Annotated in this window: 20 protein-coding genes; 7 read left to right on the top strand and 13 right to left on the bottom strand. The window is 61.2% G+C overall.

Translation table 11 applies throughout. From position 1 onward, the window contains the following. Positions 1 to 116: 116 nt before the first annotated feature. Both ACSQ3I_RS03820 and ACSQ3I_RS03815 read left to right on the top strand, forming a co-directional pair. Entirely contained in the window at positions 117 to 989 is an 873-nt protein-coding gene (locus ACSQ3I_RS03820) for a DUF937 domain-containing protein (protein WP_435996140.1), read from the top strand. Between the two features lie 497 nt (positions 990 to 1,486). Then, positions 1,487 to 2,242: a hypothetical protein gene (locus ACSQ3I_RS03815; protein ID WP_435996139.1), complete on the top strand. Its 756-nt coding sequence runs from the start codon at positions 1,487 to 1,489 to the stop codon at positions 2,240 to 2,242. A 278-nt stretch (positions 2,243 to 2,520) separates the two neighbouring features. Here the strand turns inward: ACSQ3I_RS03815 and ACSQ3I_RS03810 are convergent, their stop codons facing one another. Next, on the bottom strand, positions 2,521 to 2,802 hold the full coding sequence (locus ACSQ3I_RS03810) for a DUF1127 domain-containing protein (protein ID WP_435996138.1): 282 nt from the start codon (positions 2,800 to 2,802) through the stop codon (positions 2,521 to 2,523). 201 nt (positions 2,803 to 3,003) lie between these two features. Here ACSQ3I_RS03810 and ACSQ3I_RS03805 point away from each other — a divergent pair, with 201 nt between their 5' ends. Next, positions 3,004 to 3,954 (top strand): LysR substrate-binding domain-containing protein, encoded by a 951-nt coding sequence (locus tag ACSQ3I_RS03805; protein WP_435996137.1) that lies wholly within the window; start codon positions 3,004 to 3,006, stop codon positions 3,952 to 3,954. A gap of 15 nt (positions 3,955 to 3,969) precedes the next feature. On the opposite strand, the gene ACSQ3I_RS03800 is transcribed toward ACSQ3I_RS03805, so the two are convergent. The 3 genes from ACSQ3I_RS03800 to ACSQ3I_RS03790 form a co-directional block, all read right to left on the bottom strand. Beyond that, on the bottom strand, positions 3,970 to 4,575 hold the full coding sequence (locus tag ACSQ3I_RS03800; protein ID WP_435996136.1) for a TetR/AcrR family transcriptional regulator: 606 nt from the start codon (positions 4,573 to 4,575) through the stop codon (positions 3,970 to 3,972). 209 nt (positions 4,576 to 4,784) lie between these two features. Next, on the bottom strand, positions 4,785 to 5,669 hold the full coding sequence (locus tag ACSQ3I_RS03795; RefSeq protein WP_435996135.1) for a dienelactone hydrolase family protein: 885 nt from the start codon (positions 5,667 to 5,669) through the stop codon (positions 4,785 to 4,787). Between the two features lie 98 nt (positions 5,670 to 5,767). Then, positions 5,768 to 6,187, bottom strand: a complete 420-nt coding sequence (locus ACSQ3I_RS03790) for an MAPEG family protein (RefSeq protein WP_435996134.1) — start codon at positions 6,185 to 6,187, stop codon at positions 5,768 to 5,770. A gap of 319 nt (positions 6,188 to 6,506) precedes the next feature. On the opposite strand from ACSQ3I_RS03790, the gene ACSQ3I_RS03785 reads away from it, so the two are divergent. Continuing rightward, on the top strand, positions 6,507 to 9,275 hold the full coding sequence (locus tag ACSQ3I_RS03785; RefSeq protein ID WP_435996133.1) for a tetratricopeptide repeat protein: 2,769 nt from the start codon (positions 6,507 to 6,509) through the stop codon (positions 9,273 to 9,275). 168 nt (positions 9,276 to 9,443) lie between these two features. Here ACSQ3I_RS03785 and ACSQ3I_RS03780 read toward each other — a convergent pair whose 3' ends face one another. The 4 genes from ACSQ3I_RS03780 to ACSQ3I_RS03765 form a co-directional block, all read right to left on the bottom strand. Further along, the gene (locus ACSQ3I_RS03780; RefSeq protein WP_435996132.1) at positions 9,444 to 9,803 is read right to left on the bottom strand and encodes a hypothetical protein; all 360 of its coding nucleotides are present in this window, start codon (positions 9,801 to 9,803) and stop codon (positions 9,444 to 9,446) included. 138 nt (positions 9,804 to 9,941) lie between these two features. Continuing rightward, positions 9,942 to 10,520 carry a hypothetical protein gene (locus ACSQ3I_RS03775; RefSeq protein WP_435996131.1) on the bottom strand — a complete coding sequence of 193 codons (579 nt, stop codon included), beginning with the start codon at positions 10,518 to 10,520 and terminating at the stop codon, positions 9,942 to 9,944. Further along, positions 10,520 to 12,019 carry an IMP dehydrogenase gene (gene guaB / locus ACSQ3I_RS03770; protein WP_435996130.1) on the bottom strand — a complete coding sequence of 500 codons (1,500 nt, stop codon included), beginning with the start codon at positions 12,017 to 12,019 and terminating at the stop codon, positions 10,520 to 10,522. The genes ACSQ3I_RS03775 and guaB overlap by 1 nt, the downstream gene beginning before the upstream one ends. 247 nt (positions 12,020 to 12,266) lie before the next feature. Then, a complete protein-coding gene (locus ACSQ3I_RS03765; protein WP_435996129.1) occupies positions 12,267 to 13,259 on the bottom strand; it encodes an MBL fold metallo-hydrolase in 993 nt (330 codons plus the stop codon). A 196-nt stretch (positions 13,260 to 13,455) separates the two neighbouring features. Here ACSQ3I_RS03765 and ACSQ3I_RS03760 point away from each other — a divergent pair, with 196 nt between their 5' ends. Next, a complete protein-coding gene (locus ACSQ3I_RS03760) occupies positions 13,456 to 14,862 on the top strand; it encodes a DHA2 family efflux MFS transporter permease subunit (RefSeq protein WP_435996128.1) in 1,407 nt (468 codons plus the stop codon). On the opposite strand, the gene ACSQ3I_RS03755 is transcribed toward ACSQ3I_RS03760, so the two are convergent. The 5 genes from ACSQ3I_RS03755 to ACSQ3I_RS03735 form a co-directional block, all read right to left on the bottom strand. Beyond that, positions 14,863 to 15,246: a VOC family protein gene (locus tag ACSQ3I_RS03755; RefSeq protein WP_435996286.1), complete on the bottom strand. Its 384-nt coding sequence runs from the start codon at positions 15,244 to 15,246 to the stop codon at positions 14,863 to 14,865. It abuts the gene before it with no gap. Between the two features lie 11 nt (positions 15,247 to 15,257). Then, entirely contained in the window at positions 15,258 to 16,010 is a 753-nt protein-coding gene (locus ACSQ3I_RS03750; protein ID WP_435996127.1) for an RlmE family RNA methyltransferase, read from the bottom strand. A 7-nt stretch (positions 16,011 to 16,017) separates the two neighbouring features. Further along, complete coding sequence (locus ACSQ3I_RS03745) at positions 16,018 to 17,577, bottom strand: Ppx/GppA phosphatase family protein (protein ID WP_435996126.1); 1,560 nt, start codon at positions 17,575 to 17,577, stop codon at positions 16,018 to 16,020. A 189-nt stretch (positions 17,578 to 17,766) separates the two neighbouring features. After that, positions 17,767 to 17,979 (bottom strand): hypothetical protein, encoded by a 213-nt coding sequence (locus ACSQ3I_RS03740; RefSeq protein WP_435996125.1) that lies wholly within the window; start codon positions 17,977 to 17,979, stop codon positions 17,767 to 17,769. A 226-nt stretch (positions 17,980 to 18,205) separates the two neighbouring features. Further along, positions 18,206 to 19,651 (bottom strand): PLP-dependent aminotransferase family protein, encoded by a 1,446-nt coding sequence (locus ACSQ3I_RS03735; protein ID WP_435996124.1) that lies wholly within the window; start codon positions 19,649 to 19,651, stop codon positions 18,206 to 18,208. A gap of 100 nt (positions 19,652 to 19,751) precedes the next feature. Here ACSQ3I_RS03735 and ACSQ3I_RS03730 point away from each other — a divergent pair, with 100 nt between their 5' ends. After that, positions 19,752 to 20,432 carry a pyridoxamine 5'-phosphate oxidase family protein gene (locus ACSQ3I_RS03730; protein ID WP_435996123.1) on the top strand — a complete coding sequence of 227 codons (681 nt, stop codon included), beginning with the start codon at positions 19,752 to 19,754 and terminating at the stop codon, positions 20,430 to 20,432. 20 nt (positions 20,433 to 20,452) lie between these two features. Beyond that, entirely contained in the window at positions 20,453 to 21,124 is a 672-nt protein-coding gene (locus ACSQ3I_RS03725) for a GNAT family N-acetyltransferase (RefSeq protein ID WP_435996122.1), read from the top strand. Positions 21,125 to 21,167 lie beyond the last annotated feature (43 nt).

Genomic DNA, 21,167 nt, shown 5'->3' with positions numbered 1-21,167 from the left:
CGGCCGGATGCAGAAATAGCTGTGTCCGGCCCGGGCGCTACGGCAAAAACCGGTTTGCGCCTAACCTTTTCCAGCTATAGTGGCGCAAATCGCACCGCTCCGGGAAAGGAACTCCGATGCTGCCTCTCTTCGACATGATGATGCGGGCCCAGAACGGCGCAGCCATGGAGGCGATGGCCGGGCAGTTCAATCTTGCCCAGGAACAAGCAGCCAAGGCAATGGCGGCGCTGATGCCGGCATTTTCCTCCGGGCTGAAACGCAGCAGCACCAATCCTTACGATTTCAGCGCGCTGATGCAGGCGGCCGCCTCCGGCAACTATGCCCGATATTTCGAAGACATGAGCAAGGCCTTCACCCCGCAGGGCATCGCCGACGGCAACACCATCCTCGGGCAGATCTTCGGTTCCAAGGACGTTTCCCGCGCCATCGCCGCGCAGGTGGCGCAGATGACCGGCGTCGGGCAGGAAGTGTTGAAGCAAATGCTGCCGGCCATGGCCGACATGCTGATGGGCGGCATCCTGAAACAATCGACCGGGCAGATGCCAGGCACCAATCCCTTCGCCAACACGCCGATGGCCGGCATGATGCAGCAATGGCTGGAAACCACCGGCATGGTTCCGAAATCCAAGCCGGAGCCGCAGGCGAGCATCTTCGACAATCCGTTCACTCAGGCCATGCAGGCGATGTTTGCCGCACCGAAAGCCGAGCAGCCGCAACCGGCCGCCAACCCCTTTGCCGACAATCCCTTCGCCAAGGCCTTCCAGGACATGATGGCGGCCGGTTTTACCGGAACGGCGGCGGCGCCGAAGCCGGAAACCGCCAAACCGCAAGCGCCGCCGGAACAATCGCAATTTTCCGATATGCTGAACGCGATGTTCGACAGCGGGCTGGAAGTGCAGAAGAGCTACCAGAAAAGCCTGGAGTCGATCTTCGAAACCTACCGCCCGGCCGGCGACGATGCGGCAGCGAAAAAGCCGTCGAACGACTGAGGCGAAGCTTTCGGATCTCAGGCGCAATTGGCGCGTGAAGACCCGCCACTTCGAACGCAAGCTTGCCTTCTTCATCACAGACTCTGATCGACCATGCAGATGCGTGGTGTCTCGTATTGCCCGGCAATACGACCTTGATGGCATTTCTGTTGCGGCCGAAAGGACAAGCGGGTGCGCCTTCTTTCTCCGGCCGGCGGCAAACCTCCTTCAGAGCATGGAAATGTGTAAATGCTCGGTACATCAGCTTCTCGACAATCGCCGATACTCAAAATTCTTCGCAAAACAACGAAATACATTTCCGCCCATCGGACGATTATCTTCTAAATACAGAATTATATTTCATAATATATCTCTATTAATCGTTGTACAAATTTGAGGCATTTATACAAAATTTCGGTTTTGAGTTTTTATACTTTGATTTCCGTTGAATTAGTAAGAATTTATGATAGCTGAATAGAAAAATCATTAGATCCTATTTAGCGATAGTGAGATTTCATATGAGAATCGTGCAAAACGGCATTTTTGTCGGTGACCTTCATAAGAAGGGCTTCGACGTCGAGACGTGCTCAAAGTTTCAAATGGGACCGAACCTGATCAACGATGGTGCCGGTGGCGGTAAAAAGGAAACCAATCCCCTTCATCCATCCGTGATTACCGAAAATGACTCGCTGATCCTGTTTGCAAAAAATGCGGAAACGATGAAGAGGGGCCTGGCAAAAATTGACCAGACTCAGATCATAACAGGCAATGGCTGCGGCCTCTGCATCGTGGCCGGGTACCACTCAAAGCCCGTCATGGGCGGCGCGAAGAAGGTCGGCCAGTTCTTGCAATGGTCTGTCGAGCGCGGGAAGCAGGGATTCATCCACGACTCCTACAACATCGCTCAATTTTTCGCCGCCATCTCCAAAGCAACAGTGCTTAAGAATAACAGCAACAGGCAATATATATACGATAAAGTTAACACAACTTATGCGCGACTTGGCATGAGAGGCAAGGTCACCTTTGCGGATTTCAAGTCCATCGTCAATCCGAAGCTGAAAGACAACTTCGCGATGATCATGGTATGCCTGAACAAATCCATGCCACTGCACAAACCCGAAGGCGTCACCGTCATTCGCAACATCAGGACGCGCATGACCGCAGGCGAATTGAGCTCTTTGGCCACACAAGCCTTTGCCGGACAGGGCGAAAACCCCTTTATGAACCCCTTCAACGGCACGATGCAAACGCACAACGACATTGGCTCGATCTAAGCACCGACACTGTCAGGCAAAGCCCGATCTGTCTTCGCAAGCCATCCTATCTCTACCGTCGACCGCAATGGATCGCTGTCCCAACCACAGCGATCCGTGGTCATTTGAGCGACAGGAACGCTCATCCGGCGCCATCCCGACCACAGAGATGGCCTGCGTCCGAAGCCCACCTTCCATTTTCCGAAAGCATAAAAAAACCCGGTGACGGCTCTTGGGTCCAGTCACCGGGTAAAGAGCAGGGCTTATTGGCTATCACCCTGCGGGGAAACTTCAAAAAATCAGCGCGTCCGTTCCATGCGCCGGGCGCGGTTGCGGGCGGTGGTCCGCAGTTCCAGGAACGGGTCCTCGAAGAAGGTCGAGGTCGCCGCCTGCCGGACATCGCTGCGCGTCAAGCCGATATCGAGGAGCTGGTGATCGTCGAGATCCTGCAACCGATTGAGTTCCACGCGGTTGCGGATGGCACGATAAACGGAAGTCAGCATGGCCCACAGGATATTCGTCCGGCCGGCAGCCGTCGGGCGCGCTATCGCAATTCTGGTCGTCCGTTCTGTCGTGCGCATCGGTCTGTTCCTTTCTTCAGGCACGAAAAAGTCATGCCCCTCCCGGAGGTCGGAAGGAGGGGCGTGTAAGAAACCGCGAACAGTCAGGGTTTCTGTTCGCTGTCGCTGTCGTGATTTGCAGGATCAGAATGTCAAAAACGTATTGATCAGTCCAACGAATGTTTCTAATATCAATCATCAATCGATTTTATGGATGATCCCATGTCCTCGCCGCTCGATATCGATCAGTTGCAGACCTTCATCGCCATCGTCGACACTGGCAGCTTCACCAAGGCTGCGGATCGCGTCTTCAAGACGCAGTCCGCCGTGTCGATGCAGATGCGCCGGCTGGAGGAGCGTGTCGGCAAGCAGCTCTTTGCCAAGGACGGCCGCGGCATCCGCATGACGACGGAGGGCGAAAAGCTCCTCAATTATGCCCGCCGGATCATCCGCCTGAACAACGAGGCGATCGCCGCCTTCGACGACAACCGGCTGGAAGGCACGCTCAGGATCGGCACGCCCGACGACTACGCCGACCGCTACATGCCGGAGATCATCGGCCGGTTTGCCAAGACGCATCCGAATGTCGAGCTTTACATCGTCTGCGAACCATCCGTCGACCTGGCGGAAAAGATGTCGCGCGGCGAACTGGATATTGCGCTGGTCACCCACAATCCGCGCGAACGCATGTCGGATGTGGTGCGCACCGAGCCTTTGTGCTGGGTCAGCTCCGCCAACCACCCGCTGCGCGACGACGCGCCGGTTCCGCTGGCGGTCGGAAGACGTGATTGCCTGTGGCGGCAGCTCGCCTGCTCGGCGCTCGACGGTGTCGGCCGCGAACACCAGATCCTGTTCACCAGTTGGTCGTCCACCGTGGTGGCGGCGGCCGTGCTGGCCGGCATGGCGGTCTCGGTGCTGCCGGAATCGGCGCTGCGCCCGGGCATGAAGGTGCTCAGCCAGAATGACGGCTTCCCGGCCCTGCCGCCGGTGCAGATTGGCATCATGAAACGGCCGGGATTTTCCTCGTCGCTGATGAGCGCCATCACCAACCATATCGCCGCCTGCCTCGACAACATCACGCCCGCCAACGTCAACGACGATCTGGAAGGCGAGGTGAAGGCCTATCCGCGCTACCCGCGGCTCAGGGCCGGCCACATGCTGCCGGGCTGGTGAGAAAAGCCGCCGCGATCAGGGATTTTCGGCAAACAGCGATGCCCGGATGATCAGCTTCCATTCGGTGAGCAGGCGTTGCGCCATCGCCGGCTCGGTTATCAGCGACATCAGCACCAGGTTGCCGACGAGGTGGCTGAAAAGAAACGCCCTCGCCTCCATGTCGATGCCGGTCGTGACAGGCAGCAGGTGACGGATGGCGGAATGGATCGTGTCTCCGACCCGCTTGCTGTCGGCAACGTTGAGGCGCATCAGTTCCGGATCGCTTTCGGTGCTCGAGAGGATCTGGCGCAGGGTCGGCTGCTCGCGGTATTCGCTGTAATACCAGTCGATAATGCCGTCGATCCGGTCGCTGGCCTCCTGCACTGAGGAAACGCCTTCGAAAGCGCCTTCAAGCTGGGTATGCACGCCCGCCGCCATCCTCTCGAACAGGGCAGCGACAATGGCGCCGCGATCGGGAAAATACTGGTAGAGCGAGCCGACCGGCACCTGCGCCTCGCGGGCAATTTCCGTCATTTTCAGGCCGGCGATGCCGTGCATGCCGATCAGGGTCTCGGCCGCCTGGAGGATCGCCTCCACGCGCTGCATGCTGCGGTCCTGCTGCGGTTTCCTGCGGTAACTCACGCGAGGAGTATCGTCCGAACGGTTCATATGCGCCTATACGAAAATATGGAAATGCTTATGTGCCGAAGTGAGACAAGCTGTCACTCTATGGCACCGGCAGGTTCATACTTCCTGAAACAAAACGGTCGCCTTTTACCGATCGAACCATTCTCCTGAAAAAATCGCAGTGGACACGGCTGCCAACCACTCTCCCCGTTTTCGACGCCCCGTCAGGCGGCGAGGATCACGTATTTCTTCAGGAAGGCGACGGTGCGCGACCAGGCGAGATCCGCGGCAGCCTTGTCGTAGCGAGCCGCCGAAGTATCGTTGTTGAAGGCGTGGTTGACGCCGTCATAGACATAGATCTCGAAGGTCTTCCCGTTTGCTTCCAGCGCTGCGCGATAGGCCTCGATCCCGGCATTGATGCGCTCGTCCAGGCCGCCATAATGCAGCAGCATCGCCGCCTTGATGCCGGGCACATCCTCCGCCGGCGGCTGGGCGCCGTAATAAGCGACGCCGGCCTTGAGATCCGCAGACTTGGTGGCCAGCCGGTTGACGAGCCCGCCGCCCCAGCAGAAACCCATGGCGCCGGCAGCGCCATTGCCATCCGGCAGGCCGGTAAGATAGACGCGGCTCGCTTCGGCATCCGCCACCGTGGCGGCGGGATCGAGCTTGCCGATCATGTCCCGCGCCTTGTCTTCGTCGGCGGGCGTTCCGCCTGACGGGGTGAGGAAATCGGCAGCAAGCGCCACAAAACCTTCCAGCGCCAGACGGCGGGCGACATCGCGGATATGCGGATTGAGGCCGCGGTTTTCATGGATGACCAGCACGCCCGGAAGCGGCGCGGCAGCACCCTTCGGCTTGACGAGATACCCCTTCATCTCGCCCTTGCCGCCGGGGTAGGTAACGTCTTCTGCAACCAGCCGGTCATCGTCGGCCGGAACGATCTCGGCCCTGGCATTGCTGGCGGCGAGAAGCGGCGCGATCGCCGCCGCTGCAGCACCCGATCCCGCCAGCGCCGTCAACTTTTCCATGAAGCGGCGGCGGTCGAGTGTCAGGTGGGTGTATTCGTCATAGGCGTTGATCATCGCCTGGGTGATATCCGGCCTGTCCATGGCTTCTGCCTCCTCCGATCGCGTCCAACGTTTCGATAGCGGGGAAGATAGGTCAGGCGCCGGCAGGCAGCGAACAAAATCGCGTTACCGCGACACGATCAGCTCATGGCCAGCCAAACGGCGAACCAGGCCCACATCAGGCCAAGCGTGACGAAACCGACCAGGAAGGCCGGCTGGCGGCGCGACAGGCGGTTCCCGGTGACATGGACGAAACTGTGGGCATAGCGGGAAACGACAAAGATCCAGGACAGCGCAATCATCGGCAAGTTGTCGGCTTCGACGAAATAAAGCGCCAGGCAGCAGACGTGGAACAGCACCGGCAGTTCGAACTGATTGGCGAGATTGTTGCGAACCACCAGGCTTTCGGCCGGTTCGTCGCGGTTTTCGCGAAACTGTTCGATATAGGCCTTGCCCTGCTTGACCATGGCGGCGCGGCGCAGGCCGAGCAGGCCGTAGAGGCCGAAGACCAGGGCCGCATGGGCGACCATCGGCCAGAAGATGGCGGCTGTGGCGGACATATTGCTTCCTTCAAAATTTCGTCGCGCCATCCAGACAAGAAAATGTGCCCGCGATCAAGCATTTAGGCTGATCGCGGGTGAAACTGTTCCGGCCAAAGACGGTCGCCCAACCTTCTGAACTGCGGCGCCCGATGCGGCGCGAGCCGAGGGAACCTTCTGCTTCATGCTGCCGGAAACGGCGGCGCAAGGACCACACAATCGACGGACCCCGCGGACAGGCGACCTCTCGAACACAAAAAACCCTTTTGCAAGCGGTTCGACTTGCGATCCCGGGGAGGCCAAACTTACATATGCATCATCTGCGGCGGGGACGGTTTTCATGAGCATTCTTGAGGGGTCTTTGGATAAAATCACGGCCCTTTGCGTCGGCACCACCGCGATGGCTTTCGGCATTCCGACGGGAGCGCTGGAGGCGAGCGTTGCCACAGCTGGCTTGATTGGCTTCTTTTTGGGCCGCAGGCAAAAATTTGGGCCGGAGTGCCAGCGCGTTCGACAACACATCACCGCCGAGGTGCTGGAGAGCTACATAAGCCTCACATCCGGTAGCGACGGCAACGGAGAAGCGCAGCAGGACCTGCGCGCCGCAAGCGGGATGCTGGATGCCGCCCTTGAGACCTGCTTCATCGATCGCCAGAAACTTGCCGCCTCAGCCGTTACGCCGAAAGGATTTCCCGACCGCGCAACGGAAATCGTCATGGAGAGTTTGGGCGCTGCGCACCCCGAATTTTTCTCCTCGTCCTGCGCCAACAGCCTGCCCTATCGCTTCGCAAAGGACGTCGTCCAGGCGGGGATAACAGCCGCTGCCGGAAACGCGGACTATTATCGCCATCTCGAACCGCAACTGATGTTCGAGATGGCGCGAGCCCTTGGCGAGGTACGGGAAGTCGCCATATCGACACGGCTGACCGTAGAGGAGCTTCGCGATACCTACCGCCGTGAACTGGACGTCGCAAAACGCGACTTGCAGGCGACGGAAACCGACCTCATCGCGCTGCTGACATTTATCCTGCAGACGCGGGTGTCGCGGGAAAATCTGCTCGGCGCCCTTGAGCAAGCCTATGGGCGACTGAGCCAGTTACGCGAGAACATGGGAGACCTGCGTTCGCTCGGAAATGAAATCCCGGAGATTGCCGAACTTCTGGCGAAAGCAGACGCGGCACTTTCGGCGGGCGTAGGGTTTTCTCTCGATGAGGCAGAAAAGGCTCTGGCCCTCGCTGATCGACGATACGCAGACATCATCGAACAGCGGGAAAAGGACCTCCAAAGGCGGCGGGCGGAGCTTGAAGAGCGGGAAGGCGAAAATCGGCGCGACAAGGAAAATCGTGCCCGGATCCTCGGCAAACGCGCTGACGTGGCCGCCGTCAAATTCAACTACGCGGACTGCGTCCAGCTATACAGGGAGCAATTGCGCTTGCTGACCGAGGCTTTCGGTTCGGAACACCCCGACACGGCGAGAAGTTGCAACAGTCTCGCTGATAGTCTCAACGCAATGGGGAAGCCGTTTGAGGCCGAACCGTTTTATCGCAAGGCGCTGGAGATCATGGAGCGGTTACACGGTGTTGATCACCCGGATACGGCGACGAGTTACAACAATCTTGCGTTGAATCTCAACGCGTGCGGTCAGCCATTCGAGGCCGAACCGCTTCTCAGAAAGGCAATGGCCATCAACGAACAGATGCTCGGCCTTAACCATCCGCACACGGCCGGAAGCTATAGCAACCTTGCTTTAAATTTACAAAGCCAAGGACGATTAGCTGAGGCCGCGCAATTTTTATACAAAGCAAGTGCGATAAGAGAGCAGGTTCTAGGCCTCAACCATCCCGACACCGCACGAAGCTACAACGATCTCTCCCTGAATTTAACTGCTCAAGGCCGGCCAGATGAAGCCGAACCACTCTCGCGCAAAGCCATTTCAGTTTTGGAGCGGGCACTCGGTCTTGACCATCCCGATATCGCAACACTTTATGATAACCTAGCTTCAAGCTTGACTGCCTTGCGGCGGTCGTCAGAGGCTGAGACGCATTTTCGCAAAGCGCTGATGATTACTGAGCGGATACTAGGTCCTGATCATCCTCAAACATCCACAAGCTACAACAATCTTGCCTGTAATTTGAACGCTCTGGGACGGTTTTGCGAGGCTGAACCGCTTTTCCGAAAAGCTTTAGATATTGTTGAGCGAGCACTTGGCCCGCAGCATCCGCACACAGCCACGTGCTACGACAATCTTGCGTCCAATCTTGTAGACTCGGATCGCATATCTGAGGCTGAACCGCTTTTTCGACAAGCGCTGGAGATTCGAGAACGAACACTCGGCCTCGAGCATCCGACCACAGCCATGAATTGCAACAACCTTGCACTGAATCTTGACCATCAGGGTAGGTCAAGAGAGGCCGAAGCGCTTTTCCGAAGAGCTTTTGATACTTTGTATCGAGTACTTGGCCCCGATCACCCCAAAACAGCGCAAAGCTGCCACAACCTTGCTCTGAATTTAGACGGTCAGGGCAGACTATCTGAGGCCATACCGCTTCTTCGCAAGGTAATCGCAGTTACAGAGCAAACTTTAGGCCTCAACCATCCCGACACGGCAACCTATTACAACAACCTCGCCTCGAAATTGAGTAAAATTGGTGAGTTGTCCGAGGCTGAGCCATTTTTACGAAAGGCACTCGAAATTCGTAAACATGCGCTTGGTATCGATCACTCCGATACTGCTAGGAGCTATAACAACCTCGCTTCCAATTTAAACGCTCAAGATCGGATAGCAGAGGCTAATTTGCTTTATCGTAAAGCGCTGGAAATCCGCGAAGAGTTATTCGGTCCGGATAATCCAGACACCGCAAGGAGCTATCACAATCTCGCCTCCAACTTGAACGTGTTAGGCCGGCTATCCGAAGCAGAACACCTTTTTAAGAAGGCAATAGATGTAAGAGAACATATCCTCGGCCCCACCCATCTCGATACCGCAGCGAGCTACCACAACCTCGCGACCAATCTTGAAGCTCAGGGCCGGTCGGCGGAAGCGGAACCACTCTTTCGTAAAGCTATCGAAATCAGGGAACGGCCCGCCGAAGCGGGCCGAAACACGTAAACCAGCATACAGCCCCGCTTCCAAAACAGCAGCGGATGCCATCAGAGCATTTCCGCCTTTGTCCGAAACGCGAAAACGCTCTATCTCTTTATTCCCACGCAATTCCGGACGCAAAACCGCTTCGCACTTTTGCTGGAAATGCTCTAGCCTGCGATCAAGCAGGCAGGCTTACTGAGCGAGCGTCAGCTTTTCCGTGCCGCTGCCGTCTTTGCCGGTAATCGTCCAGGCGCCGTCGAGCTCACCGTCGCCGACCTTGTAGACGATCAGGCCGATGGCATCGCCGAGGACATAAGCGGCGGCAAAGGCGTCGCCGTTCAGCATGCACACGCCCTGGGAGGTGGTCGAACCCGTCTTCCACTCGATGACGCAGGTGGTTTCGCTGGCGAGCGTGATCGTTGCCGTGCCGTTGTAGCTCGAACCGTCGAGGTTGGTGCCTTCGACGTTGTAGGTGCCGGCGCTGACGGTCTGTGCGGCGACCGGAGCGGCCATGCCGAGTACGAGCATCGCCGAAACAAGAAGCTTCTTCATGGTATCCCCCAAAATTGGAACGCCGCACCTGAATCGGTCGGCGTGCAAGGATATTAGGCGCAAACAGCGCCGCCGGAAATGAACATAATTGGGTGATAGGATGTTCTTTGGTAAAGGAAGTGTTTATTCTGGCAATACTTAACCGACATCATTTTCTTTAAACCGCTGCAGCAGCAAAAAGCGCATGATGACGAGCGCCGAAACCAGGAAAAATACCATCTTGGCGCTTCCGAGCCACGGCAGCAGCCTCGGGGCGTTTTCCATGACGACATGCAGCGGAACAGCCGTCGAGAAATAGGCGAGGCTGAGGGCGTTCTCGGCGTAATCGGCGATGACATAGATGAACGGCAGCGCCAGGAGCATCGTCAGCAGGCCGCCGCTGATGGGGCGGCCGAACAGCGTGCCGCCGGGCGCCAGCCGCCGCATCGACAGCAGGCCCAGCGCGCCGAGGCAGGCCGGCAGGATCAGGTCCGGTCCGGCATAGAGCCAGAACAGCAGCACCGCTGCCTCGCGTCGCTCCGGCAGCAAAAGCATGTCGCGCAGAAAGGCGATATCGGCTGGTGTCGCCGTGCCGAAGATGAGGTTCCAGATGGGAAACCCGTCGGAAGCCTGGACGAAACGCCAGGCGATCCATGCCGCCAGGATCAGGCAGACAAGGGAGATGCCGGCAAGCAGCCGGATCCTGAACAGGAATCCGCGCTCGCCGGCGTCCAGCATCAGAGACCGCCCGGATAGTTCGGGCTTTCGCGGGTGATGGTGACGTCATGCGCGTGGCTTTCGCGCAGGCCGGCACCGGAGATGCGCACGAAGGTGGCACGCTCCTGGAAGTCCTTCAGCGTCGCGCCGCCGACATACCCCATCGCTGCCTTGAGGCCGCCAGCGAGCTGATGGAGAACGCCGGAGACCGGCCCCTTGTAAGGTACCTGGCCTTCGATGCCTTCCGGCACCAGCTTCAGCGTGTCGCGCACTTCCGCCTGGAAGTAGCGGTCGGCGGAACCGCGGGCCATGGCACCGACAGATCCCATGCCGCGATAGGCCTTGAAGGAACGGCCCTGGTAGAGGTAGACCTCGCCCGGGCTTTCGTCGGTGCCGGCCAGCAGCGAACCGATCATGACGGCCGAAGCGCCGGCGGCGATGGCCTTGGCCAGATCACCCGAGTACTTGATACCGCCATCGGCGATAACAGGGATATCGGCGGCACGCGCCGCCTCGACAGCCGACATGATGGCCGCCAGCTGCGGCACGCCGACACCGGCGACGATGCGTGTGGTGCAGATCGAACCCGGGCCGATACCGACCTTGACGGCATCGGCGCCGGCATCGATGAGCGCCCTGGTGCCATCCGCCGTCGCGACGTTGCCGGCCATGATACGCACCGAGTTCGACATCTTCTTGACACGCGTCACGGCATCCAGCACGCGCTGCGAGTGGCCATGGGCGGTATCGACAACGATCAGGTCGATACCGGCATCGATCAGCCGCTCGGCCCGTTCGATGCCGTCATCGCCGACGCTGATGGCGGCGGCGGCACGCAGGCGGCCCTGTGCATCCTTCGAGGCATTGGGGTTCAGCTGCGACTTCTCGATGTCCTTGACGGTAATGAGGCCAACGCAACGACCATCGCCATCGACAACCAGCAGCTTTTCGATGCGGTGGCTGTGCAGCAGCCGCTTGGCTTCCTGCTGGTCGACGCTTTCCTTCACCGTGATGAGGTTTTCGCGGGTCATCAGTTCGTAGATGCGCTGCTCCGGGTCGGAGGCGAAACGCACGTCACGGTTGGTCAGGATGCCGACGAGGCGGCCGGCACGGCTGCCGTTGCCGCCGTTCTCGACCACCGGAATGCCGGAGATGCCGTGGGATTTCATCAGTGCCAGGGCTTCGGCCAGCTTGGCGTCCGGGCCGATGGTCACCGGATTGACCACCATGCCGCTTTCGAACTTCTTGACCTGGCGGACCTCTTCGGCCTGCTCGACCGGGGTGAGGTTGCGATGGATGACGCCGATGCCGCCGGCCTGCGCCATGGCGATCGCCAGGCGGCTTTCCGTCACCGTGTCCATGGCGGACGACAGGATCGGCAGGTTGAGGTCGATATCGGTGGCGATCCGGGTGGCGATATTCGTCTGGCCGGGAAGAACTTCGGAGTGCCCCGGCTGCAGCAGCACGTCGTCGAAGGTAAGGGCGTCTGCCCCGGTTGCCGTTTCTATGATCCGCGCCATGGCCAAATTCCTTTTTAGAAGAAAATGCCGATCCTCCCGGTACGAATCGTCGTCCCGGCGATCAGCAAGAATTGCTTGGAAGTTGGCGAGGGCTGGTAACACGTCTATGACAGGAAGGAAATAGCAAAATGTCGAAGTCCACCAGACGATGGTTCTTGCAGCAGCCGAGTGGTTTTGACCATTCCCAGGCATGGGCGGCCAACGCCGTCCACGCCCTTCCGTCGTTTAAAAACCGCCCGCAGCGCCCTCAGATGTCGAACTGATAGGACTTCGGCACGAAACGATACCCTGTCTCCACCTTCTCGACGAAGCCGACGGCCGGGAACGGCATGTGGTATCCGAGGAAACCGAGGCGATCCGTGGCAATCATGTCGAACACCTTTTTGCGCGTCGCAGCGGCAGCGGCCTTGTCCATGTCGTAACGCACTTCCCAATCCGGCCGCTGCAGCGACAGGACGAAGTGGTTTGCGGTGTCGGCCGTGAGGATCAGCTGCTTGCCACCGGATTCGACGCGGAAGATCATGTGGCCGGGCGAATGGCCGGCGGCCAGGATCGAGGTGATGCCTGGCACGACGGTCGCGTTGTCGCCGATGAAGGTGGTCTTTTCCGCCAGCGGCACGACATTGGCGAGCACCGCCTTGTGCCCGCCTTCGGCCGGCGAGCCTTCCCGCGTCTTGTCCGACCAGAAATCATATTCCACCTGGCCGGCGACGTAGCGGGCATTCTTGAATGCCGGAGCGCCGTTTTCCATCAGCCCGCCGATGTGGTCGCCATGCATGTGGGTGAGCACGACGATGCTGACCTGATCGGGCGAATAACCGGCGGCAGCGAGGCCATCCAGCAGGCGCCCGCCGCCCTGTTCACGCGCGGCAGCGCCGAGGCCGGTGTCGAACAGCACAACATCCGAACCCGTATCGATCAATGTCGGCGAAAAGCTGTTGACGAAACGGTCGGCCGGCAGGAAGTTTTGCGTCAGCAGTTCCCCCACCGCTTCCGGCGTCTGGTTGGTGCCAAAAATCTCGTTCGGCTTTTCCATCGGCCGGCCGCCGTCCTTGATCACCACGACATTGAAGGTGCCGACCTTGAACTGATGGATGTCGGGCAGTTGTGTCTTTTTCATTCCGGCTCCCGGATCGGTGTTGGCTATGGCGGCGCGGCTCATCAGGAAGGGTGCCGACAGCAGCCCTCCCCCGACTGCACCGAAAAGTGTTCGGCGGTTCAAAGAAAACGACATCGGCATGGTCCACCTCCGGCTGTGGCGGCATCCGGTGCCGCGCTTTGCTTATAGACTTGACGAACGACAAGATAGCGTCGGCCGAAAGCCGAAGAACAGGGTTTCACGCAGACGTGATCTTGCGCGATCATCAGCCATTGGCAGAACGCAAACCAAGGCGTAGAGACGGGCCGAACGAGAGAATCCAAAGGCTATCTCGCTGATGAATCGTGTCGTACCGCTTATCCTCGCCGTCGCCCTGTTCATGGAACAGATGGACTCGACGGTCATTGCCACTGCCCTGCCCGCCATTGCCACCGACCTCGGGGTCGGGCCGATCACACTGAAACTCGCTTTGACCTCCTACATGGTGGCGCTGGCAATCTTCATCCCGGTCAGCGGCTGGATGGCCGATCGTTTCGGCGCCAAGCGGATCTTCCGCATGGCGATCGTCGTCTTCATGATCGGCTCGGTGCTCTGCGCCGTATCCTCCAGCCTGTTCGCCTTCGTTCTCTCCCGCTTCCTGCAGGGCATGGGCGGGGCGATGATGACGCCGGTGGGGCGCCTCGTACTGCTGCGCACGACGAAGCGCAGCGAGCTGGTCGGCGCCATGGCGCTTTTGACCATTCCGGCCCTCGTCGGACCGCTGGCCGGCCCGCCGCTCGGCGGCTTCATCACCACCTTCTTCAGCTGGCACTGGATTTTCCTCATCAACGTGCCGGTCGGCATCGCCGGCCTGTGGCTGACCCACATTTACCTGCCGGAGGTGGAGGCCACCGCGCCGCCGGCCATGGATGTGCGCGGCTTCCTGCTCAGCGCGATTGCTGCTGCGGGAACGGTGTTCGGCATGTCGGTCATCAGCCTGCCGGCGCTGCCGCCGGCCATCGGCATCACCGCCACGGCAATCGGTCTGATCTGCGGCGTCGCCTATGTGTTCCACGCCCGCCGGCATCCGGCGCCGATCATCAACCTCAACCTGTTTCGCAACCCGACCTTCCGGGCGGCCACCGTTGGAGGCTCGACCTTCCGCATCGCCATCGGCGCCATCCCCTTCCTGATGCCGCTGATGCTGCAGATCGGTTTCGGCCTCTCGCCGTTCCAGTCCGGCCTGATCACCTTTGCCGGCGCCATCGGCGCGATCACCACGAAATTCATGGCAAAACGTGTCTTCGCCGCCATCGGTTTCCGCACGACGCTGCTCTGTACGGCCGTCATCAGCGCCATTGCGACGGCCGCCAACGGCTTCTTCACGCCGGAGACGCCCTATCTCGTGCTGATCGGTTTCCTGCTGCTCGCAGGTTTTACCCGCTCGTTCTTCTTCACCGGCGTCAATGCGCTGTCTTATGCCGATATTCCGGATGAGCAGGCCAGCCAGGCAACCTCGCTCGGCTCCGTGCTGCAGCAGATCAGCCTGGCGCTGGGGGTGGCTTTCGCCGCGGCGATCCTCGAAGGGGCGACGCTGATCCGTGGCACGCATCTGCAGATCGGCGATTTCCATCTCGCCTTCTTCGTCGTCGCAGCCGTCTCGCTGTTCGGCGCCATTCCCTTTATCGCCATGGATCGCAATGCCGGCGCAGCCGTTTCCGGCCACCGGCAGGAGACTGTGCTCGAAACCGAGAAGGCGGAGTGATTATTCCGGACGCTCGCAGACGGCGGAAATCTTGTTGCCGTCGGGATCGCGCAGATAGGCGGCATAAAAATCGGCGTGGAAGGGGCGAAGGCCCGGCAGGCCCTCATCCGTGCCACCATGGCTGAGGCCGGCGCGATGGAAGGCATCGACGGCAGCCCGGCTCGGCGCCTCCAGCGCCACCATCGACCCGTTGCCGATCGTCGCTGCCTTGCGATTGAACGGCGTTACCACCCAGAGCCGGCAGCGCATATCGCCATCGGCGGCATATCCCACTTCCTCGATGTTTTCGCGCTGGCGCTTGTAACCGAGTTCCGCCAGCACGGCATCGTAGAACAGCCGGGAGCGGAAAAGATCGTTGCTTCCTATGGTGATGTAGAGCAGCATCGAAGGCCTGTTCAATCCTCGACCGTGTCGTCGCCGTGGACTTCCACCTCGCCATCGGACGCCCCGGGACGCGGGCGTCCCTTGAAATCTTTGGCCAGCAGGAACATCTCGACCGACTCCGCCCGCGAGGACGGCGGCTTGATGTGGATGACCTGACGGAAATTCAGCTTGAGCAAGTTCAGAAGCTCGCGCTCCGTGCCACCCTGGAACGTCTTGGCGAGGAAATGGCCGCCCTTGGCCAGCACCTCGATAGCGAAATGCGCCGCGACTTCGCAGAGATGCATGGTGCGGATATGGTCGGTCTTCTGGTGGCCGGTGGTCGGCGCCGCCATGTCGGACAACACGACGTCGGGCGCGCCGCCCAGCGCATCCATCAGCGCCTGGGGTGCGGCATCGTCGAGAAAATCCATCTGCAGCAGGGCAACACCCGGCAAAGGCGCCACTTCCAGGAAATCGATGGCCGCGACGCGGATATCCTCGTCGCTGGAATCGGTGACCTTGGCGGCGATCTGCGACCAGCTGCCCGGAGCGGCCCCCAGGTCGATGATCCGGCGCGCGCCCTTGAGGATCTGGTGCTTTTCGTCGATCTCCAGCAACTTGAAGGCCGCACGGGCGCGAAACCCTTCGAGCTGCGCGCGCTGCACATAGGGATCGTTGATATGGCGCTCGATCCAGCGCCGCGACGACGCCTTGAGCTTGCCCTTCTTGACTTTTTGGCCGAGCTTGCGGCCGGTGCGATTTCCGCCGATCGGTGGCTTGGTCATCGGTTCCTCAACGTTCCCTGCCGCTGCGATGGCTGCGGCGCTGGCGGCCGCGGCGCCAAACGCCGTCATCCGCCATCATGTCTGTGAGCAGGCCTTCCCGCAAGCCGCGATCGGCGACGCGCATGCGTCTGGCCGGCCAGCGGCGGCGGATGGCTTCGAGAATGGCGCAGCCGGCAAGCACCAGGTCGGCACGATCCGGCCCGATGCAGGGATTGGCGGCACGGCCGGCGAAATCCCAGGACAGCAGGCGCGCCTGCATTTCCGTCACTTCCGAATCCGACAGCCAGAGCCCGTCGACGCGGCGGCGGTCGTAACGCGGCAGGTCGAGATGCACACCGGCCAGCGTCGTCACCGTTCCGGAGGTGCCGATCAGATAAAAATCGTCAAGCGGCATGGTGGCGTCGAGCGCCGGGCAATCGAACCGGGCGAGCATACCGTCGACCTCGTCGACCATGGCGGCAAACACAGTGGGCGACACATCCCGGCCGCCATGACGCTCCGACAAGGTGACGACGCCGACCGGCAGCGACGTCCAGTGGGTGATATGGTTGGCAAGCCGGTTGGAGCGGTTTTCGCCGATACGCAGCACCGCGATCTCCGAAGAGCCGCCGCCGATATCGAACAGCACGACGGAACGGGCATCGCGCCCGACCAGCGACGAGCAGCCGGAAACGGCCAGCCGCGCTTCCGTCTCGCGATTGATGATTTCCAGTTTGAGACCGGTTTCCGCCGTCACGCGGGCGAGAAATTCCTCGCCGTTGGCAGCGGCGCGGCAGGCTTCCGTCGCGATCAGGCGCATGCGCCGGATTTCACGGCTTTTCAGCTTGCCGGCGCAAATGCGCAACGCCTCGACAGCCCGCTCCATCGCCTCGTCGGACAGGCGCCCGCTGGCGCCAAGGCCTTCACCGAGCCGGACGATGCGCGAAAAGGCATCGACGACGCGGAACTGTCCCGGCCGGGTCGGCTGGGCGATCAGAAGACGGCAATTGTTGGTGCCGAGATCGAGCGCCGCATAAAGATCCTGCGGATAGCTGTCTGTCCCGCGATGGCCGGCACGCTCGCCGTCATGCTCCCGGTCGGAACGCTGGCGGCCGGCCTCGCCGGTTTCGCCGTGGTCCGCACGCGGCATCCTGGCTTGAACCGAAGGCGAAGCGGAAACGGAGGGCAACTGCACCGGGGCAAGAGGCCGTGCCTGCGAGCCGCGCCGGTTCTTGTTCTTGCGCTTGTTCTTTTTGGCGCGCGCCGGCGCAGCGGGCGACGTGCCCTCGCGATCGGGTGCGCCGCTGACGACCTGGACGGGCGATGGTATGGCTGTGGCCGGATTGCTCAAGCCATTGCCGCCGCGACGACGGCGTTTGCGCTTGCGGGCAGGCTCTGCGGCATCGTTATAAACAGGACGTCCAGCCGCGCCGGGAACACCGGCCTGGCTTGCATGGGCAGAATTCGCAGCGTCACGGGTTTCCCCGGTGCGCTTTGACTTGCCGCGACGGGAGGACTTCCCCCGTTTGCGGACTGCCGTCGACGCCCCGGCATCTTGCGACTCTGGGCCGCGATCGGGGTCTTTCACGTGTCTTATCCACCGCGCCGCGCAACGCCTGAGGCATGCAGCTGGCACTCGCTCGATTTTCGTTGGATCTATGATACCAGCGGCAAGGGCTTTCGCCAAATTCTTTTTACGGCATCGCTGTTGCCGGAGAGGACAAGCAGAAAAACAGGCGCATCAACCGGTGGCGAGGCCGGGAGCAAAGGAGGGGTCTTAGCGGTCGGCAGTCAGCACATGGGCAAGGGAGACCAGTTGCTCCTTGTCCCTGACGCCCTTTTGCAGGGAATGGACAAGAATCACGGCCAGAGCCTCGGCATCCTGACTATCCTTCTTGATGCCATGCTCGGCGCAAGCTTCGTCGAAAACATCCCGCAGCAAAGTCAACTGATCGCTGTTGATCGGGGCTCGAGCATTGGGTGCGCGCATATAGTTTCCTCCAAAGCGCCAATTTTCCCGACTCGGTAAATCATTTCCGGGACACGAATCTCTCGATGATCGGTGATTGTACGTAAATTGAGGCACTATGCAAACTTTGTAGACGTTCTCCCCAAAAAGAGGCACGCAATTCACCGAAATGCCTTGCGGAAGACGGAAACTCCACAAGGGAAACACGCCGTGATGCGGGCCTCCCTGACCTGATCCACAGGGAGACTCACGCCCCGTCGCCGGCCTTGGCGCGCGGCTGGCACGCGCCGGCGAGGATGTTGCCGATACGCCGGGCAATCCTGTCGATTTCGTCCGGGCGCACGCGGGCGATGCCGAACAGCAGGCCGGGTCGCGGCGTTCCGAGAAACAGGTCCGACATCGGCTTCAGACCGTAGCCATCGGCGTTGAGCATTCGCGCCACGGCCCGATCGTCGACGCCGGGATCGCGAAACCAGGCGGCCAGCTGCAGTCCGCCGGAGCCGGAGGCGACCTGCAGCCAGGCGCCGCAATGGCGTTCGAGCGCTGCCACCGTCGCCTTCATCCGCTCGGCATACCGCACCGTCATCCGCCGCAGATAGGCCCGCAGCCGCCCCTCGCGCATGAAATCGGCCAATGCCGCCTGGATATGGACCGGAACCGCCAGGCCACGAAGGTGCTGTTGCGCGGCGACCTGCGGCAAGAGACGCGGCGGCACGATGAGATAGGCGACGCGCAGGCCCGGCGCCAGGATCTTGGAAAAGGTGCCGAGATAGGCCACCACCTCGCCACGATCGATGCCCTGCAGGGCGGCTATCGGCCGGGAACCGTACTGGAATTCGCTGTCGTAATCGTCTTCCAGCACCAGGGCGCCGCTCGACCGGGCATAATCCAGCAACGCCAGCCGCCGCTGCAGGCTCATGGTCACGCCGGTCGGATATTGATGCGACGGCGTGACGTAGATCAGCCGCGGCGCCGGCCCGCTGGCCCTGGCAAGATCGATGCCCGCCTCATCGCAGGCAACCGGCACGATCTGGGCGCCCGCCTGCCGCAACAGACCCTGCGCGGCGGAATATCCCGGCTCCTCGATCCAGGCAACGGCTGCTCGACCGCCTTGCGGCGGCAGAAGCAGGCGGGCGAGCAGATCGATGGCGGCGCGGGTGGACGGCACGATCAGCACCTGTCCGGCCTTCGCCACCACGCCGCGCGTCACCGAGACATGATCGAGCACCGCCTGCCGCAACATCGGCAGGCCGCAGACATCGTCGTAACCGAGATCGTGGACCCGCAAGGCCCGCCCCCTGGCGGCCAGGCAACGCGCCCAGGCGGCGTGCGGAAAATCCTCGACATCGGGAACGCCCGGCACCAGCATGCCGGACGACATCGGCTCGGGCGCAAACGGCGAGGACGGCTGACGGGCCGGACCCCACCCCTCCAGCAAGGGCGGCGCAAACCCGGCGACGCGGGTTGCCGAGCCAACCTGCCCCTCGACATAACCTTCGGCCTTCAGGCGATCATAAGCCCCGACGACGGTGGAGCGGCCGACAGCAAGTGCCGCCGCCAGAGCACGCGTCGCCGGCAGCGGCTGCCCCGCCGGAATGCCGCCGGCGAGGATGTGGTCGCGAAGGGCGCGGTAAAGCTGCCCTTCCAGATCCCCCACCGCGCGGTCGAGGCTCAGCCATGTCGGATTGTCCATGTCGGCCTCATCGATTGGTTTGCCATAAATTGCTGAAGTGGATTTTTACACAAGACCATTTGCAAGGCAATTTCCTCGCATCGATCAAGAGGGCACCAGAATGGACCATGTTTCGGCCGAGGCCGGCGAATACCCCACCACCGAACGCAGCCGCGTGCGCCGGCGCCATGACCGCGGCAGCCACGGCCGCAGCGACGTCTATGCCGTCCTCGACGCCACGCCGCTCTGTCACGTCGGTTATACGATCAACGGCGCTCCCTATGTGACGCCGACGCTGCATTGGCGCGAGGGCGATCGCGTCTATTGGCACGGCTCTGCCGCAAGCCGTTTCCTGCGCGCTTCCGACGCCATGCCGGTCTGCCTGACCTGCAGCATCATGGATGGCTACGTGCTGGCCCGATCAGCCTTCAACCATTCGATCAACTATCGCTCGGCGATGGTTTTCGGCACGGCGCGGACCGTCGAGGAACCGGACGAAAAGGCGGCGGCGCTGAAATATTTCACCGACAGCTTCTTTCCCGGCCGTTGGGACGATCTCCGGCCGATGACGACGCAGGAACTCAAGGCCACATCCGTGTTATGGATGGATATCGAGGAGGCAACGGCGAAGGTGCGCAACGCTCCGCCCGGCGATCCGGAAGAAGCGCATGTGCCCGTCTGGGCCGGCGTGCTGCCGGTTCGCCACGGCCTGGCTGCGGCGGAACCGGCACCCGACCTGCCGGCAAGCATCGCCCTGCCCGACGCCCTCGATGCCCTGATCCGCTCCGGCCGCCTGCGCTGACATCACGATTGGATACTGCCATGACCGACCACAAGGACCTTACGACCTGGAAGGGCACGCCGCGCCCGGACCGCAAGGCACTGGACGGGCGCTATGCCCGCCTCGAACCGCTCGATCCCGTCCGCCACGGTGCCGATCTGCTGGCGTCCGCCCAGGCGCCCGGCGGCGACGAACGCTTCCGTTATCTCTTCGAAGAGCCGCCGGCGGATCTTGCCGCCTTCTCCCCCTGGCTGCAGAAGGCCGCGGCCGGAGAGGACCCGCTATTCTTCGCCGTCATCGACAAACGGACAGGCCGCGCCGAGGGGCGCCAGGCACTGATGCGCATCGACACTGTCCATGGCGTGATCGAGATCGGCAACATCCTCTGGGGACCGGCCATCGCCCGGACACAGGTCGCAACCGAGGCGCTCTACCTCTTTGCACGCTACATCTTCGACGATCTCGGCTATCGCCGTTTCGAATGGAAATGCAACGACCGCAACGAACCCTCGAAACGCGCCGCCGCGCGCTTCGGCTTCACCTTCGAAGGCATCTTCCGCCAGCACATGGTGACCAAGGGCGGCAACCGCGACACGGCCTGGTTTTCGATCATCGACAGCGAATGGCCGGCGCTGAAGAAAGGTTACGAAGCCTGGCTCGAAGCGGGGAACTTCGATGATGCCGGAAGGCAGAAGGAAGCGTTGCGATTTTGAGCCGGGGCAGCCATCTGTTGGCGTACGTCCCGGGGATCCCGGC

Source organism: Rhizobium sp. LjRoot30 (genome assembly GCF_964253915.1).
Lineage (GTDB): Bacteria > Pseudomonadota > Alphaproteobacteria > Rhizobiales > Rhizobiaceae > Metarhizobium.
This window is presented reverse-complemented; position numbering and strand designations above follow the sequence as displayed.

Bases quoted from the DNA above. Each gene is read 5' to 3' on its own strand.
- ACSQ3I_RS03820 (WP_435996140.1), top strand. From the start codon at position 117: ATGCTGCCTCTCTTCGACATGATGATGCGGGCCCAGAACGGCGCAGCC.
- ACSQ3I_RS03805 (WP_435996137.1), top strand. From the start codon at position 3,004: ATGTCCTCGCCGCTCGATATCGATCAGTTGCAGACCTTCATCGCCATC.
- ACSQ3I_RS03725 (WP_435996122.1), top strand. From the start codon at position 20,453: ATGACCGACCACAAGGACCTTACGACCTGGAAGGGCACGCCGCGCCCG.
- ACSQ3I_RS03735 (WP_435996124.1), bottom strand. From the start codon at position 19,651: ATGGACAATCCGACATGGCTGAGCCTCGACCGCGCGGTGGGGGATCTG.
- ACSQ3I_RS03755 (WP_435996286.1), bottom strand. From the start codon at position 15,246: ATGCTGCTCTACATCACCATAGGAAGCAACGATCTTTTCCGCTCCCGG.
- ACSQ3I_RS03740 (WP_435996125.1), bottom strand. From the start codon at position 17,979: ATGCGCGCACCCAATGCTCGAGCCCCGATCAACAGCGATCAGTTGACT.
- ACSQ3I_RS03730 (WP_435996123.1), top strand. From the start codon at position 19,752: ATGGACCATGTTTCGGCCGAGGCCGGCGAATACCCCACCACCGAACGC.
- ACSQ3I_RS03815 (WP_435996139.1), top strand. From the start codon at position 1,487: ATGAGAATCGTGCAAAACGGCATTTTTGTCGGTGACCTTCATAAGAAG.
- ACSQ3I_RS03750 (WP_435996127.1), bottom strand. From the start codon at position 16,010: ATGACCAAGCCACCGATCGGCGGAAATCGCACCGGCCGCAAGCTCGGC.
- ACSQ3I_RS03765 (WP_435996129.1), bottom strand. From the start codon at position 13,259: ATGCCGATGTCGTTTTCTTTGAACCGCCGAACACTTTTCGGTGCAGTC.
- ACSQ3I_RS03785 (WP_435996133.1), top strand. From the start codon at position 6,507: ATGAGCATTCTTGAGGGGTCTTTGGATAAAATCACGGCCCTTTGCGTC.
- ACSQ3I_RS03795 (WP_435996135.1), bottom strand. From the start codon at position 5,669: ATGGACAGGCCGGATATCACCCAGGCGATGATCAACGCCTATGACGAA.
- guaB (WP_435996130.1), bottom strand. From the start codon at position 12,019: ATGGCGCGGATCATAGAAACGGCAACCGGGGCAGACGCCCTTACCTTC.
- ACSQ3I_RS03790 (WP_435996134.1), bottom strand. From the start codon at position 6,187: ATGTCCGCCACAGCCGCCATCTTCTGGCCGATGGTCGCCCATGCGGCC.
- ACSQ3I_RS03810 (WP_435996138.1), bottom strand. From the start codon at position 2,802: ATGCGCACGACAGAACGGACGACCAGAATTGCGATAGCGCGCCCGACG.
- ACSQ3I_RS03780 (WP_435996132.1), bottom strand. From the start codon at position 9,803: ATGAAGAAGCTTCTTGTTTCGGCGATGCTCGTACTCGGCATGGCCGCT.
- ACSQ3I_RS03775 (WP_435996131.1), bottom strand. From the start codon at position 10,520: ATGCTGGACGCCGGCGAGCGCGGATTCCTGTTCAGGATCCGGCTGCTT.
- ACSQ3I_RS03760 (WP_435996128.1), top strand. From the start codon at position 13,456: ATGAATCGTGTCGTACCGCTTATCCTCGCCGTCGCCCTGTTCATGGAA.